Origin of the sequence: Streptomyces sp. CB02400 (assembly GCF_001905725.1) — a bacterium.
In the GTDB taxonomy this organism is placed as follows: domain Bacteria; phylum Actinomycetota; class Actinomycetes; order Streptomycetales; family Streptomycetaceae; genus Streptomyces; species Streptomyces atrovirens.
Genome location: NZ_LIWB01000009.1, coordinates 147,953 through 161,765 on the forward strand (window position 1 = coordinate 147,953; position 13,813 = coordinate 161,765).

The window sequence follows — 13,813 nt, forward strand, 5'->3', positions numbered from 1 at the left end:
CAAGCCACAGACCACCCGCACCCGACTACGACGCACCCCCACTGCTGTGGGCAATACACGCAACGTCGATCCGATCGGCCAACTTCGCAAGCTCAATGGTCAACGCGGCCACCGTGTCCTCATCGAGTCCGTCCTCCCCCGCCTCGACAAGCCGAACCCACCGCCCACCCACCGTACGCAGCAGCTTGCTGACATCGGCAGCGGAAACCTGCAGGGTCCCGCGGTCGTCGACGATCAGAGGCAGAGTCACTTCGCGGTTCACAGTCGGGATCGTAGCCGCGCGGACATCACGCACCCTGCCAAACCGTGGTGATGTTGCAGAACTCGCGGATTCCGTGCCCGGACAGCTCACGCCCGTACCCCGACCGCTTCACCCCGCCGAACGGGAACGCCGGATGGGAGGCTGTCATCCCGTTCACATACACACTGCCGGCCTCCAGATCCCGTACGAACCGGTCGACCTCGGCCTCGTCGCGGGTCCAGACGTTGGAACTCAGCCCGAAGTCGGTGTCGTTGGCGATCAGGACCGCTTCGTCGACGTCCGCCGCGCGGTACAGCGTGGCGACCGGGCCGAAGGCCTCCTCGCGGTGGATGCGCATCTCCCGGCCGATGCCGGCCAGGACGGTCGGCGGGTAGTACCAGCCGGGCCCGTCGGGGCGCTCGCCGCCGCACAGCACGGTGGCGCCCGCGCGTACGGCGTCGTCGACCAGTTCCTCCAGGTCGCTGCGGCCCTTCTCGCTGGAGAGCGGGCCGACGTCGGTCTCCTCGTCCATCGGGTCGCCGACCTTCAGCGCCTTCATGCCCGCGACGAAGCGTTCGGCGAAGGCGTCGTAGACGTCCGTGTGCACGATGAACCGCTTGGCGGCGATGCAGGACTGCCCCGTGTTCTGCGTCCGCGCGGTGACCGCCACCTCGGCGGCCCGGTCCAGGTCGGCGGAGGGCATGACCACGTACGGGTCGCTGCCGCCCAGCTCCAGCACCGTCTTCTTGATCATCTCTCCGGCGGTGGAGGCGACCGCGCGGCCCGCGGGCTCGCTGCCGGTGAGGGTGGCCGCCTTCACCCGCTCGTCCCGCAGGATGTCGTCGACCGCGGCGGAGCCGACGAGCAGGGTCTGGAAGCAGCCCTCGGTGAAGCCCGCGCGGTGGAAGAGGTCCTCCAGGTACAGGGCGGTCTGCGGCACGTTCGAGGCATGCTTGAGCAGGCCCACGTTGCCCGCCATCAGGGCGGGGGCGGCGAACCGCACCACCTGCCACAGCGGGAAGTTCCACGGCATCACGGCGAGCACCGGACCGAGCGGCCGGTAGCGCACCAGGACCCGGGAGGCGCCGGAGTCCTTCACGTCGGAGGCGTCGGGTTCCTCGTCGGCGAGGAGTTCCGCCGCGTGGTCGGCGTACCAGTGCATCGCCTTGGCGCACTTGGCGGCCTCCGCGCGGGCCTGTTTGACCGGCTTGCCCATCTCCGTGGTGATCACCCGGCCGATGGCCTCCTGGTCCTCGTCGAGGATCTCGGCGGCCCGGTGCATCAGACGGGCACGCTCCTCGAAGGTCGTCGTCCGGTACGTCCGGAACGTGGCCTCCGCGAGCTGGATCCGGTGCCCGATCTCCTCCTCGTCCATGGGGTGGTACGTCTTGACCGTCTCGCCGTTCGCCGGGTTCACCGTGGCGATGTGCATCGCTGACCTCCCTGGGGCGGGCTGTGCCTCTCGACCTTCCCGCGCGGTGGTGGGCGGCGCAACGCGGGAGGTCTCCTCAGGGCGAGTGCTCCGCCAGGCGGTCGAGAAACGCGGTCTGCGCGCCGACGATCACCTCGCGGGCCCGGTCCAGGGGGAACCACGCCACCCGGTCCAGCTCCGGGAACTCCTGGGTCCGCCCCGACCTCGGCGGCCACTCCATCTCGAAGGTGCCGGGGACGACCGCCGCCGGGTCGAGGTCGGCCTCGACCGCCCAGGCCGTGACGGTCTTCCCGCCGGACTGCCGGACCTCCCCGAGCGGCAGCGCCTCCCCGTCCGGCGGCGGCAGCCCCAGCTCCTCCTGGAACTCGCGGCGCGCCGCCTCCCAGGCCGGCTCGCCGGGGTCGTACTCGCCCTTCGGTACGGTCCACGCCCCGCTGTCCCGCCGGGCGAAGAACGGGCCACCCATATGACCGAGCAACACCTCGATGCCCTGACCGGTGTGTCGGAACAACAGCAGTCCGGCGCTCCGGGCGCCCCTCACGGCCGCACCTCGGGGTGTGCGGCGAACAGGGTCTCGACCGTGTCCGCCTCCTCGGGGCGCTTGTCCTCGCGGTGGCGGATCACGCGGGCGAACCGGAGGGCGACGCCGGCCGGGTAACGGGTGGAGCGCTGGAGGCCGTCGTAGGCGATCTCCACGACGAGTTCGGGGCGCACCGTCACGACGTATCCGCTCTCCTCGACCGCCAGCTCCCGCAGCCGGTCGGTCTGCCAGGTCAGCATCGCGTCGGTCAGGCCCTTGAAGGTCTTGCCGAGCATGGCGAAGCCGCCGTCGGCGGTGCGGGCGCCCAGGTGCAGATTGGAGAGCTTCCCGGTGCGGCGGCCGTGGCCCCACTCGGCGGCCAGCACCACCAGGTCGAGCGTGTGCACCGGCTTGACCTTCAGCCAGGACGCGCCGCGCCGGCCCGCGCTGTAGGGGGCGTCCAGGCCCTTGACCACGACGCCCTCGTGGCCGCGCGCCAGCGTCTCGGCGAGGAACCCCTCCGCCGCGCCCAGGTCCCCGGGCCCCGACACGAGGGTGCGCCGCACCCGCATGGGCTCCGGGACCAGCCGGGCCAGTTCCGCGTGGCGCTCGGTGAACGGCAGGTCCAGCAGATCGCGGCCGTCGACGGAGAGCGCGTCGAAGAAGACGGGGGAGACGGGAACCTCCCGCGCGGCCGTGGCCACGTCCACCCGGGAGCCGACCCGTCCGGCGGTCTCCTGGAACGAGCGGGGGCGGCCGTCCCCGTCGAAGGAGATGACCTCCCCGTCCAGGATGAACCGCTCGCCCCGCAACTCCCGCGCCGCCGCCGTCACTTCCGGCAGCCGGTCGGTGATGTCGTCGAGGGTGCGGGTGTGCACGCGCACGGTGTCCCCGTCGCGGTGCACCTGGACGCGGATGCCGTCGAGCTTCTCCTCGACCGCGCAGGCCCCCAGCTTCTCCACCGCCTCCGCGACCGAGGAGGCGCTGTGCGCCAGCATCGGCAGCACCGGTCGGCCCACGGTCAGCCGGAACCGCTCCAGCGCCCCGGGACCGTCCGCCAGCAGCGCCTCGGCCACCGACTGGAGCGAGCCCGCCAGCATCACGGCCCGCCGTACGTCCGCCGAGGGCGCCCCCGTCGCCCGCGCCAGCCCCTCCACCGCGACCGCGTCCAGGGCGCCCTGCCGGACCTCGCCGGTGAGCAGCCCGGACAGGAACCGCTGCTCGTCCTCGGTGGACGCGCCCAGCAGCTCGCCGACCAGGCGGGCCCGCTCGGCCTGCGATCCCGCACCGGACACCTTGGCCAGCCCGGTGAGCAGCGCGTCCACCTCGCGCACCGTCAGCGACGGCTCGGCGGCGGGGGCGACCGGCCGGCTCAGCACCTGCCGGCCGACCCCGATACGACCCTGTGGCAGCCGGCCGGCCAGATACGGGATGACGACCGGCACGTCGTCCGCCTCCGCCTCCCGGAACAGCTCGGCGAGCAGGGCGATCTTCCGGGACCGCGCCGAGGTGGCGGCGATCTCCTGGGACACACGGGCCAGCCGGGACAGCAGCATGCAGTCATAGTGCTCCGGAGGCGGGCGACCCACACCTCAGCCGTCCGGCGCCTACCCGTCCACCGCGGCGTCCAGGTCCGTCATCAGCAGGTCCCCGACGATCGCGGCCGCCGCGCGGTAACCGCCGCTCGCCGCGTGCACCACCTGCTCGGAGAAGCCGATCGCGTTACCCGCCGCCCAGACCCCGGGCACCGTGGTCAGGCCGGTCGAGTCGATCACCGGGTACGCGCCGAAGGGGGTCTCGTTCATCTCGGCGCCCAGCCGCTCCAGCAGGCTCGTCTGCGGCACCGGGCGGGGTCCGACGAAGAGCACGGAGCGGGCGTGGGTGGTGCCGTCGGCCAGCCGCACCCCGGTGAGCCGGTCGTCCTCGACCACCAGCTCCGCGACCGCGCCGGGCACCACCTGGACCCCGGCGGCGGCCAGCCGGCGCAGGTCCAGGTCGGACAGTTCCTCCTCGGCGACCTCGTGCAGGAAGAAGGTGACGTCCTTCGACCACTGGGACACCATCAGCGCCTGGTGCACGCTCATCGCGCTCGACGCGAGCACACCGAACGGCTCGTCGCGCACCTCCCAGCCGTGGCAGAACGGGCAGTGCAGCACGTCCCGCCCGAACCGCTCGGCGACCCCGGGGACCGCCGGCATCTCGTCCTTCAGCCCGGTGGCGACGACCAGCCGCCGGGCCCGTACGGCCGGTCCCGCGTCGAGTACGACGGTGAAGTCCCCGTCCCTGGTGACGTCCGTGACCCGGTCCCGGACGAGCTCCACGCCGTAGCGCGCGATCTCCTCCCGGCCCAGCGCCAGGAACTCGGCCGGTGCCATCCCGTCCCGGGACAGATAGCCCTGCATGTGCGACGAGGGCGCGTTGCGCGGCTCGCCCGCGTCGACGACCAGGGTGCGGTGCCGGGCCCGGCCGAGCACCAGCGCGGCGGAGAGCCCCGCCGCCCCGCCTCCGACGACGACCACGTCGTACGTCTCGCTTCCGAATGTCTCGTTCATCGTGACCACCTCCACCACGACAGTCGCCCGGACACTGCCGTATTGACAAACTACTTTGCCGAACCTGCAATACCGGTATGACTACGGACGACGTTCTCGCGGAAGTGGGCCCCCGGCTGCGGCGGATCAGGAAGGAGCGGGAGGTGACCCTCGCGGCGCTGTCCGAGGCGACCGGCATCTCCGTGAGCACCCTTTCCCGGCTGGAGTCCGGCCTGCGCAAACCCAGTCTGGAGCTGCTGCTGCCGATAGCGCAGGCCCACCAGGTGCCGCTGGACGAACTGGTCGGCGCTCCGCCGGTCGGCGATCCTCGTATCCGGGCCTCCGAGCCGATCCAGCGCTACGGCCGCACCCACTGGCCGCTCACCCGCCAGCCCGGCGGCCTCCAGGCGTACAAGGTGCTGGAGCCGAAGCGGCGGCTGGAGCCGGAACCGCGCACCCACGAGGGTTACGAGTGGCTGTACGTGCTGTCCGGGAAGCTGCGGCTGGTGCTCGGCGAGCACGACGTGGTGCTGACGGCGGGGGAGGCGGCCGAGTTCGACACGCGGGTGCCGCACTGGTTCGGGTCGACGGGGGAGGGGCCTGTGGAGTTCCTCAGCCTGTTCGGGCCCCAGGGGGAGCGGATGCATGTGCGGGCGCGGCCCAAGCAGGGGTGACGGACGGGACCGTTCCCTTTCCGGTGCGCCTTCCAGGGGTCTCTTCCCGGTGTCTCTTCCCAGTGGGCAAGCGACCGCTTAGTATGCGATGGACCCGGTCAGGCGAACCCGACGTTCACGCTCCCGTGGAGGCCCCGCATGCAGGCATGGCAAGTGCACGAGCTCGGCGAGCCGGGCGAGGTGATGCGCCTCGCGGAGGTGGCGCGGCCGGAGCCCGGTGACGGGCAGGTCCTGCTGAAGGTGCGTGCCGCCAACATCAACTTCCCGGACGCGTTGATGTGCCGGGGCCAGTACCAGGTCAGGCCGCCGCTGCCGTTCACCCCGGGCGTGGAGATCTGCGGCGAGACCGAGGACGGGCGCCGCGTGATCGCCAATCCCGCGCTGCCGTACGGCGGCTTCGCCGAGTACGCCGTCGCGGACGCCGCCGCGCTGCTGCCCGCACCGGACGCGCTGGACGACGCCGAGGCCGCCGCCCTGCACATCGGCTACCAGACCGGCTGGTTCGGCCTGCACCGCAGGGCCGGTCTGGAAGCCGGTGAGACCCTGCTCGTCCACGCCGCCGCGGGAGGAGTCGGCAGCGCGGCCGTGCAGCTCGGCAAGGCGGCGGGCGCCACCGTCATCGGCGTGGTCGGGGGTGCCGAGAAGGCGTCCGTCGCCCGTGAGCTGGGCTGCGACGTGGTGATCGACCGTCGTGAGCAGGACGTCGTCGCCGCCGTGAAGGAGGCCACCGGCGGCCGGGGCGCCGACGTGATCTACGACCCCGTGGGCGGCCAGGCCTACGCCCAGTCCGCCAAGGTCGTCGCCTTCGAGGGCCGGATCGTCGTCGTCGGCTTCGCGAGCGGGTCCATCCCCAGCCCCGCCCTGAACCACGCCCTCGTCAAGAACTACGCGATCCTCGGCCTGCACTGGGGCCTGTACAACACCAAGAACCCCAAGCTGGTCCAGCACTGCCACGAGCAGCTCACCGAACTCGCCGCGCGGGGCGCGATCAAGCCGCTGGTGAGCGAGCGCGTGCCGCTCGCCGGGGCCGCCGGCGCCGTGCAGCGGGTCGCCGACGGTGCCACCACCGGGCGCGTCGCCGTGCTGCCCTCGCTGGAGAACGGAGCCGCCGCATGACCGACGCCACCGAACTGCGCCGCCGCACCAAGGAACTGCTGGCCGCGCATCCGCCCGCGGACACCGACCGCCTCGACTTCCTGCGCGCCCGCTTCGACGCGGGGCTCGCCTGGGTGCACTTCCCCGAGGGGCTCGGCGGACTCGGCGCCCCGCGCTCGCTCCAGGCCGTCGTGGACGCCGAACTGGAGGCCGCCGGGGCACCCGACAACGACCCGCGCCGCATCGGCATCGGCCTGGGCATGGCCGCGCCGACGATCCTCCAGTACGGCACACAGGAGCAGAAGCGGCGCTTCCTGAAGCCCCTGTGGACCGGCGAGGAGGTCTGGTGCCAGCTCTTCAGCGAGCCCGGCGCCGGATCCGACCTGGCCGCCCTCGGCACCCGTGCCGTCCGGGAGGGCGAGGAGTGGGTGGTCAACGGGCAGAAGGTGTGGACGTCCAGCGCCCACCTCGCCCGCTGGGCCATCCTCATCGCCCGCACCGACCCGGACGCGCCCAAGCACCGGGGCATCACCTACTTCGTGTGCGACATGACCGACCCCGGTGTCGAGGTGCGGCCACTGCGCCAGATCACCGGCGAGGCGGAGTTCAACGAGGTCTTCCTCACCGACGTCCGCATCCCCGACGCCCACCGCCTCGGCGAGGTCGGCGACGGCTGGCGGGTCGCGCAGACCACCCTGAACAACGAACGCGTCGCCATCGGCGGCATGCGGCTGCCCCGCGAGGGCGGCATGATCGGCCCGGTCGCGAAGACCTGGCGCGAACGGCCGGAACTGCGCACCCACGACCTGCACCAGCGGCTGCTGAAGCTCTGGGTCGAGGCGGAGGTGGCCAGGCTCACCGGCGAACGCCTGCGCCAGCAGCTCGTCGCCGGACAGCCCGGCCCCGAGGGCGCCGGCATGAAACTGGCCTTCGCCCGCCTCAACCAGGAGATCAGCGGCCTGGAGGTGGAACTGAGGGGCGAGGAGGGCCTGCTGTACGACGACTGGACCATGCGCCGCCCCGAACTGGTCGACTTCACCGGCCGCGACGCCGGCTACCGCTACCTCCGCTCCAAGGGCAACAGCATCGAGGGCGGGACCAGCGAGGTCCTGCTGAACATCGTCGCCGAGCGCGTCCTGGGCCTGCCCGCCGAGCCGCGCACCGACAAGGACGTCGCATGGAAGGACCTGGCCCGATGAGCGATCTTCTGTACTCGGAGGAGGAAGAGGCGCTGCGCGCAGCCGTCCGGGACCTGCTCACCGACCACTGCGACGCGGCGGGCGTGATCGCCCGTACCGAGTCGGACACCCCGCACGACCTGTCCCTGTGGAAGGCGCTCGCCGACGGCATGGGCCTCGCCGGCCTGCTGGTCCCCGAGGACCGGGGCGGCCAGGGCGCCACCCACCGCGAAGCCGCCGTCGTACTGGAGGAGTTGGGACGCGCGGTCGCTCCCGTGCCGTATCTGACCAGCGCCGTGGTGGCCACCGAGGCGCTGCTGGCCTGCGGGGACGCCGGCGACCTGCTCGCCGAGCTGGCGTCCGGGCGCAGGATCGGCGCCCTCGCCGTCGGCCTGCACACCGCTCCCGGCGCCGCGTTCACCACCGTACGGCTGGAGAGCGGAGCGTTGCACGGGGAGCTGACCGGCATCGCGGACGCCGCCGTCGCCGACGTACTGCTCGTACCGGCGGACGACGGCGGGCTGTACGCGGTGGAGGCCGGCACGGCCACCGTCACCCCGCAGGTCTCCCTGGACCTGACCCGTCCGGTGGCCCGGGTGACCCTGGACGGCGCGCCCGGACGCAGGCTGGGCGACGCGGAAACCGCCGTGCCCCGCGCCCTGCGGGCCGGTGCCGGACTGCTCGCCTCGGAGCAACTCGGCTCCGCCGAGTGGTCGCTGACGGAGACCGTCGGCTACTTGAAGGACCGCAAGCAGTTCAACCGCCCCGTCGGCGGCTTCCAGGCGCTCAAGCACCGGCTCGCCCAGCTCTGGCTGGAGATCGTCAGCCTCCGCGCGGCCGCACGGGGTGCCGCCGACGCGCTCGCGACCGGCGAGGACACCGGCGTGGCGGTCACCGTCGCCCAGGCCTACGCAGCGCCCGTCGCGGTCCGGGCCGCCGAGGAGGCACTGCAACTGCACGGCGGCATCGGCATGACCTGGGAACACCCGGTGCACCTCCACCTCAAGCGCGCCAAGGCCGACTCGATCGCCTACGGCACGGCGGGCGCCCACCGCGAGGCGCTGGCGGAACTGGTCGATCTGAGAGCACCCTGACCGGTCGAACGACGGAAGAAGCCCGTCCCTTCGGGGGCGGGCTTCTTCCGTGCGCCCTGCCCCGGTGAGGTGAACGACCGACGGCGGATCGGCCAACTCCCTACATCACACTGCTCTTTGACCACCCATGGACCTCATAATCTCCCTGGTCCCGTACGGCCCTTCCAGGGAGGCAGAGCATGGCCCTCACCACCCGTCGCAGAGCCCTCACCACCCTCGGCGCCGCCCTCGCCGGCACCGTCGCCCTCCCCGCGACGCAGGCGCTGGCCGGCGAACAGAAGCACCGGCCGCGCCCGTTGTGGCGAGCCCACGCCCACAACGACTACGAGCACCCCCGCCCCCTCCTCGACGCCCTCGACCACCGCTTCGGCAGCGTCGAGGCCGACATCCACCTGGTCGGCGGCCAACTCCTCGTCGCCCACGACCCCGAGGACCTCGACCCGTCCCGCACGCTGGAGTCCCTGTACCTCGACCCGCTGGCCGCCCGCGTCCGGGCGCACCACGGCTCCGTGTACCGCGGATACCGCAAGTCGCTTCAACTGCTGATCGACATCAAGACCGAGGGCGCGTCCACCTACCTCGAACTCGACCGTCGTCTGCGCCGCTACCGGCACCTGTTCACCACCTGCGCCCACGGCAGGGTGCTGCCCGGACCGGTCACCGCCGTCATCTCCGGCGACCGCGCGGCCCGCGCGCCCATGGAGGCCCAGCGGGTGCGCCGCGCCTTCTACGACGGCCGGCTCACCGACCTCGGCAGTACCGCACCGTCCTCCTTCGTCCCGCTGATCAGCGACAACTGGACGCTCAACTTCACCTGGCAGGGCGTCGGCGCCTTCCCGGACGCCGAGCGCCGGAAACTCCGCGACATCGTGGGCACCGCCCACGCGCGCGGGCAGCGGGTGCGGTTCTGGGCCACCCCCGACCTGCCGGGCCCCGCCCGCGACGCGCTCTGGGGCGAACTGGTGGCGGCGGACGTCGACCACCTCAACACCGACGACCTCGCGGGCCTGGAAGCCTTCCTCGACGCCTACCGGAGGGCGTGACACCACACGTTCGGAGGACAGGCCAGCCGCCCGGACGAACCCTCCGTTACGCCACACTTGCGGCCGAACGCCGCGAAACGGATGTGGCGGAGGAGGTTGACGATGGCCATTTCCATCTCTGTGGTGCTGCTGCTCTCGGTCCTTGCGGTGATCTTCCTGCGCAACGGCGGGCTGAAGATCTCCCACGCGCTGGTCTGTCTGCTGCTCGGTTTCTACCTGGCCAGCACGAGCATCGCGCCCACGATCCACAGCGGCCTCACGGCGACCGCCGACATCGTCGGCGGTCTGCGGCCGTGAGGCCACCGCGCGGAGCGTGGTTCAGCGGTCGGACACCGCGTCGCGCGGGAGCACGGTGACGCGGTGGAAGTTGCACCCCGCCGGTGCCGGCGGTGCGGACGGGGGTCTGTTCTGGTGCGCCTTGAGGGCGACGCTCACCAGGCTGAGCAGCAGGTCCACGTCGGTGGCGCAGTCCAGATGCACCGTCACCCAGTCCGAATTCGGGACCACTTGTATCGCGCTCGACCCGCCCAGGTCGTAGTGGAAGCGCTGGATGGCGCGACGGGTGAGGTGGAGGTCCACGTCCCGCGCGGAGTGGAAGTGGACGATCTCGTCACGGGCGGTGCGGAGGGCCTGCCCCGTACCGCAGCCGGCCGGACAGGCCGTGAGATCGGTCCAGGTGAGCAGTCGCTCCATGGCTCGTTGCGCCGGTGTCATGCCCTCATCGTTGCCTGCTCAACGTCCGGTTACCAGATGTTGGGCGATTCGTAATCGAGCGGTGAGGTGGTGAGACCGCCGAAAGCCCGGTGAGAACCTGACACGCGATCATGTCACGGCAGTCGATGAGCTCGTGACCTGGTACGGCGTTCCCGTCCTCGTGTGCGACGGGGACGGCCGGAAGGCGGTCGCCGGCGACATCGCCTCCCGGGCGGCCGGCGGCGACGCCCTGTGCGACTTCGTGCGGGACTCGAGGAGGGGCTCGCGCACGTCAGGCCCGTTCGGCCACCGCCGCCGGGTCGTCCAGGACTCCCCGCACCACCGAGTGCGCCGCGCCCAGCAGCGGGCCCTCGGGTCCCAGTGGGGACACGGAGACGGGACAGGCCGGCCCCGCGGTACGGCGGGCCAGTTCGGAGCGGAGCGACGGCAGCAGCCAGGGTGCGAGCCCGGACAGGGCCCCGCCCAGCACCACGCTCTCGGGGTCCAGCAGGTTGACCGCCCCGGTCAGGGCGATCCCGAGCGCCGTTCCCGCGTCCTCCAGGGCGCGTCGTACGTTCGTGTCGCCCTGTTCGGCGCGGCCCGCGAGGAGGCCGACGCGGTCCTCGCCCGGCTCCAGCCCGGCCGCGCGCAGCACCGCCTCCTCACCGGCGTACTGCTCCAGACAGCCCCGTCCGCCGCAGGCGCACTCCGGTCCGTCCGGCCGTACCGGTACATGGCCCAGCTCGCCCGCGAAGCCGCGGTTTCCGTGCAGCAGCCGCCCGTCCACGACGACCGCGGCACCGATACCGATCTCGGCGGACACATGGAGGAAGTCGCGCGGGGTGTCCTCGCCGAGCCACAGTTCGGCCAGTGCGCCGAAGTTGGCCTCGTTGGCCACGGTGAGCGGCAGGCCCGCCGGGAGCAGGTCGCCGAGGTCCGTGTCGAGCCAGCCGAGGTTCGGGGCGCGTACGACGGTCCGGGCGTCGCGCGCCACCAGACCCGGTACGGCCACGGCGAGCCCCGCCGGCCACAGGCCCTCGCCCTCCGCCTCGGCGACGACCCGCTCCGTCAGCTCGGTGAGTTCACCGAGCACCGGCCCGGGGGAGCGGCCCCGGTTCGGGACGTGCCGCACCGCCCGCGCCCGGACCCGTCCGCGCAGGTCGACCGCGCAGACCGCGAGGTGGTCGACGCCGACCTCGGCGCCGATCCCCGCGGGGCCGCGCCCGCTGACGGCGAGCGCCGAGCCGGGACGGCCCACACGTCCGGGCCGCTCGGGGCCCAGCTCCTCCAGCAGGCCCGAGCGGATGAGCTCGTCGACCAGCGTGGACACCGCCGCGCGGGTCAGACCGATGCGGGAGGCGACGGCGGCCCGGGACAGCGGCCCCTCGGCGCTGACGGTGTGCATCACCCGCGAGAGGTTGCGGCGGCGCATGCCCTGCTGGGTGTCGGGCAGCGCGCGCCCCGGACCGGCCGGGCGGGCCTTGTACAGCGGTGCGCTCATTCCTCCGTCGTTCCTCGGTCTCTGCGGTCGTCGCCGACCTGTCGGTCGACGCCGGCCGGTCCGTGCCGGCGGGCCGGTGCCGGTCGACCCGTGCCCGCGGGCTCGTGCCGGTCGGTCCATGCCTGCCGGCTGGTGTCGGCGGGCGGCGCCGGTCGGCGGTCCGTGTCGGCGGGCTGGTGCCGGTCGATCTGTGCCTGCCGACCCGTGCCCGCCGGTCGGTGTCGGCAGGCGGGTGCCTGCCGGTCCGTGCCGGTGGGTCGGTGCCCGTCGGGCCGTGCCCGCAGACCGGTGCCTGCCCGGCGGTGCCTCTCCGCCGGTGCCGGCCGGCGGTGTCGTCAGTCGGTGTCCGTGCCGCGGTCCAGCAGCGGGGCCGCGTCGGAGAGTACCCCGGCCAGCCTGGCCAGCGTCTCCTCGTCCCGCTCCACGGCCTCCAGCACCGGGCCCGCCGCCGTGTCCCAGCGCCGGGCGACCGCGGCCGGGTCCTCCCCGGTGAGCAGCCCGGCCGCCTGCGCCGCCGCACCGAGCGCGACCAGCTCCTTGGCCCGGGGCACCTGTACGGACCGCCCCGACAGCCGCCGTACGGTCTGCTGCCAGGCCGTTCCCCGGGCGCCGCCGCCGATCAGCAGCAGGGGTGCCGACGGGTCGGCGTCCTCGTCGAGGACGAGGTCCAGCGCGGCCAGCAGGGAGTACACGGCACCGTCGTACGCGGCCTGGAGCAGCTGCCCGCCGGTGGTGTCGTGGCGCAGCCCGTGCAGCAGGCCGGAGGAGTGGGGGAGGTTCGGGGTGCGCTCACCGTCCAGGAAGGGCAGCAGCGTGACGCCGCGCCCGGGTTCGACGGCCTCGCGGTCCAGGTTCAGCAGCGCCGCGATCCGGTCCACGGCCAGCGTGCAGTTGAGCGTGCAGGCCAGCGGCAGCCAGTCGCCGCGCGCGTCGGCGAACCCCGCCACCGTGCCGGTCGGATCGGCCGGCCTGCGCTGCGTCACCGCGTACACCGTGCCCGAGGTGCCGAGGCTCATCACCGGCGTGCCGGGACGCACCCCGAGACCCAGCGCGGCGGCGGCGTTGTCACCGGTGCCGCACGCCACCAGGGTGCCCTTGGAGAACGGCAGGTCGTGGCCGTCGCGCACGGTCCCGGCGACCTCACCGGGACGCACCACGCGGGGCAGCAGCGCCGGGTCGAGCCCCACGTGGGCGAGGATCTCCTCGTCGTACGCCTCCGTCCCCGAAGCCCACCAGCCGGTGCCGGAGGCGTCGCCGCGGTCGGTCGTGCCCTGCCCGGTGAGCCGCTCGGTGAGGTAGTCGTGGGGGAGCCGGACCGCCTTGGTGGCGCGCACCGCGTCCGGCTCGTGCTCCGCCAGCCAGGCCCACTTGGTGACCGTGAAGGAGGCGGCCGGCACGCTTCCGGTGCGCTCGGCCCAGAACTTCGCGCCGCCCAGCTCCTCGATCAGCCGGCGGCCCTGCGGCGCGGAACGCACGTCGTTCCACAGCAGCGCCGGACGGACCGGCTCCCCGTGCCCGTCCAGGGTGACCAGGCCGTGCTGCTGCCCGCCGATCGACACCGCGGCGGCCTCGTGCGCCGCCTCGCCGCACTGGCGCAGCGCCTCGGACAGGGCGTCCCACCACTGGCGCGGATCGCTCTCCCGGCCCGCCCCCGAGGTCACCGTGTGCGGTGCCTGGCCGCTCGCGACGACCCGGCCGGTGGCCACGTCGACGACCAGCGCCTTGGTGGACTGGGTGGATGTGTCCACGCCGACGACGAGCGGACCCTCGGCTGCTGACATCGGTCTCTCCCTCTTCCGCGCCTTGGCGGG

Annotated in this window: 14 protein-coding genes; 6 read left to right on the forward strand and 8 right to left on the reverse strand. The window is 73.2% G+C overall.

Annotated elements, in window-relative coordinates:
- Nucleotides 1-25 precede the first annotated feature (25 nt).
- The 5 genes from AMK33_RS22405 to AMK33_RS22425 all read right to left on the reverse strand — a co-directional run bounded on the left by AMK33_RS22405 (nucleotide 26) and on the right by AMK33_RS22425 (nucleotide 4,745).
- Entirely contained in the window at nucleotides 26-262 is a 237-nt protein-coding gene (locus AMK33_RS22405; RefSeq protein ID WP_073934852.1) for a DUF6213 family protein, read from the reverse strand.
- A 25-nt stretch (nucleotides 263-287) separates the two neighbouring features.
- On the reverse strand, nucleotides 288-1,673 hold the full coding sequence (locus tag AMK33_RS22410; RefSeq protein WP_073934701.1) for an NADP-dependent succinic semialdehyde dehydrogenase: 1,386 nt from the start codon (nucleotides 1,671-1,673) through the stop codon (nucleotides 288-290).
- Nucleotides 1,674-1,749: 76 nt separating this feature from the next.
- A complete protein-coding gene (locus AMK33_RS22415) occupies nucleotides 1,750-2,214 on the reverse strand; it encodes an NUDIX domain-containing protein (protein WP_073934702.1) in 465 nt (154 codons plus the stop codon).
- The gene (locus AMK33_RS22420) at nucleotides 2,211-3,749 is read right to left on the reverse strand and encodes an ATP-dependent DNA ligase (protein ID WP_073934703.1); all 1,539 of its coding nucleotides are present in this window, start codon (nucleotides 3,747-3,749) and stop codon (nucleotides 2,211-2,213) included. Before AMK33_RS22420 ends, AMK33_RS22415 begins: the two co-directional genes overlap by 4 nt.
- A gap of 51 nt (nucleotides 3,750-3,800) precedes the next feature.
- Nucleotides 3,801-4,745 (reverse strand): NAD(P)/FAD-dependent oxidoreductase, encoded by a 945-nt coding sequence (locus AMK33_RS22425; protein WP_073934853.1) that lies wholly within the window; start codon nucleotides 4,743-4,745, stop codon nucleotides 3,801-3,803.
- Between the two features lie 77 nt (nucleotides 4,746-4,822).
- Between AMK33_RS22425 and AMK33_RS22430 the strand changes: the two genes are divergently transcribed.
- From AMK33_RS22430 to AMK33_RS22455, 6 genes are all read left to right on the forward strand, one after another.
- Nucleotides 4,823-5,398 carry a helix-turn-helix domain-containing protein gene (locus tag AMK33_RS22430; protein WP_073934704.1) on the forward strand — a complete coding sequence of 192 codons (576 nt, stop codon included), beginning with the start codon at nucleotides 4,823-4,825 and terminating at the stop codon, nucleotides 5,396-5,398.
- A gap of 138 nt (nucleotides 5,399-5,536) precedes the next feature.
- Nucleotides 5,537-6,514, forward strand: a complete 978-nt coding sequence (locus AMK33_RS22435; protein ID WP_073934705.1) for an NADPH:quinone oxidoreductase family protein — start codon at nucleotides 5,537-5,539, stop codon at nucleotides 6,512-6,514.
- A complete protein-coding gene (locus AMK33_RS22440) occupies nucleotides 6,511-7,692 on the forward strand; it encodes an acyl-CoA dehydrogenase family protein (RefSeq protein WP_073934706.1) in 1,182 nt (393 codons plus the stop codon). The genes AMK33_RS22435 and AMK33_RS22440 overlap by 4 nt, the downstream gene beginning before the upstream one ends.
- The gene (locus AMK33_RS22445) at nucleotides 7,689-8,765 is read left to right on the forward strand and encodes an acyl-CoA dehydrogenase family protein (protein ID WP_073934707.1); all 1,077 of its coding nucleotides are present in this window, start codon (nucleotides 7,689-7,691) and stop codon (nucleotides 8,763-8,765) included. Before AMK33_RS22440 ends, AMK33_RS22445 begins: the two co-directional genes overlap by 4 nt.
- 179 nt (nucleotides 8,766-8,944) lie before the next feature.
- Nucleotides 8,945-9,808, forward strand: a complete 864-nt coding sequence (locus tag AMK33_RS22450; RefSeq protein ID WP_073934708.1) for a phosphatidylinositol-specific phospholipase C/glycerophosphodiester phosphodiesterase family protein — start codon at nucleotides 8,945-8,947, stop codon at nucleotides 9,806-9,808.
- 102 nt (nucleotides 9,809-9,910) lie between these two features.
- Nucleotides 9,911-10,105: a hypothetical protein gene (locus AMK33_RS22455; protein WP_073934709.1), complete on the forward strand. Its 195-nt coding sequence runs from the start codon at nucleotides 9,911-9,913 to the stop codon at nucleotides 10,103-10,105.
- Nucleotides 10,106-10,126: 21 nt separating this feature from the next.
- Here AMK33_RS22455 and AMK33_RS22460 read toward each other — a convergent pair whose 3' ends face one another.
- The 3 genes from AMK33_RS22460 to xylB all read right to left on the reverse strand — a co-directional run bounded on the left by AMK33_RS22460 (nucleotide 10,127) and on the right by xylB (nucleotide 13,783).
- Nucleotides 10,127-10,522 (reverse strand): luciferase domain-containing protein, encoded by a 396-nt coding sequence (locus tag AMK33_RS22460; protein ID WP_073934710.1) that lies wholly within the window; start codon nucleotides 10,520-10,522, stop codon nucleotides 10,127-10,129.
- A gap of 271 nt (nucleotides 10,523-10,793) precedes the next feature.
- Nucleotides 10,794-12,002: an ROK family transcriptional regulator gene (locus AMK33_RS22465; RefSeq protein WP_073934711.1), complete on the reverse strand. Its 1,209-nt coding sequence runs from the start codon at nucleotides 12,000-12,002 to the stop codon at nucleotides 10,794-10,796.
- A gap of 335 nt (nucleotides 12,003-12,337) precedes the next feature.
- Nucleotides 12,338-13,783: a xylulokinase gene (gene xylB / locus AMK33_RS22470; protein ID WP_073934712.1), complete on the reverse strand. Its 1,446-nt coding sequence runs from the start codon at nucleotides 13,781-13,783 to the stop codon at nucleotides 12,338-12,340.
- Nucleotides 13,784-13,813: the final 30 nt, after the last annotated feature.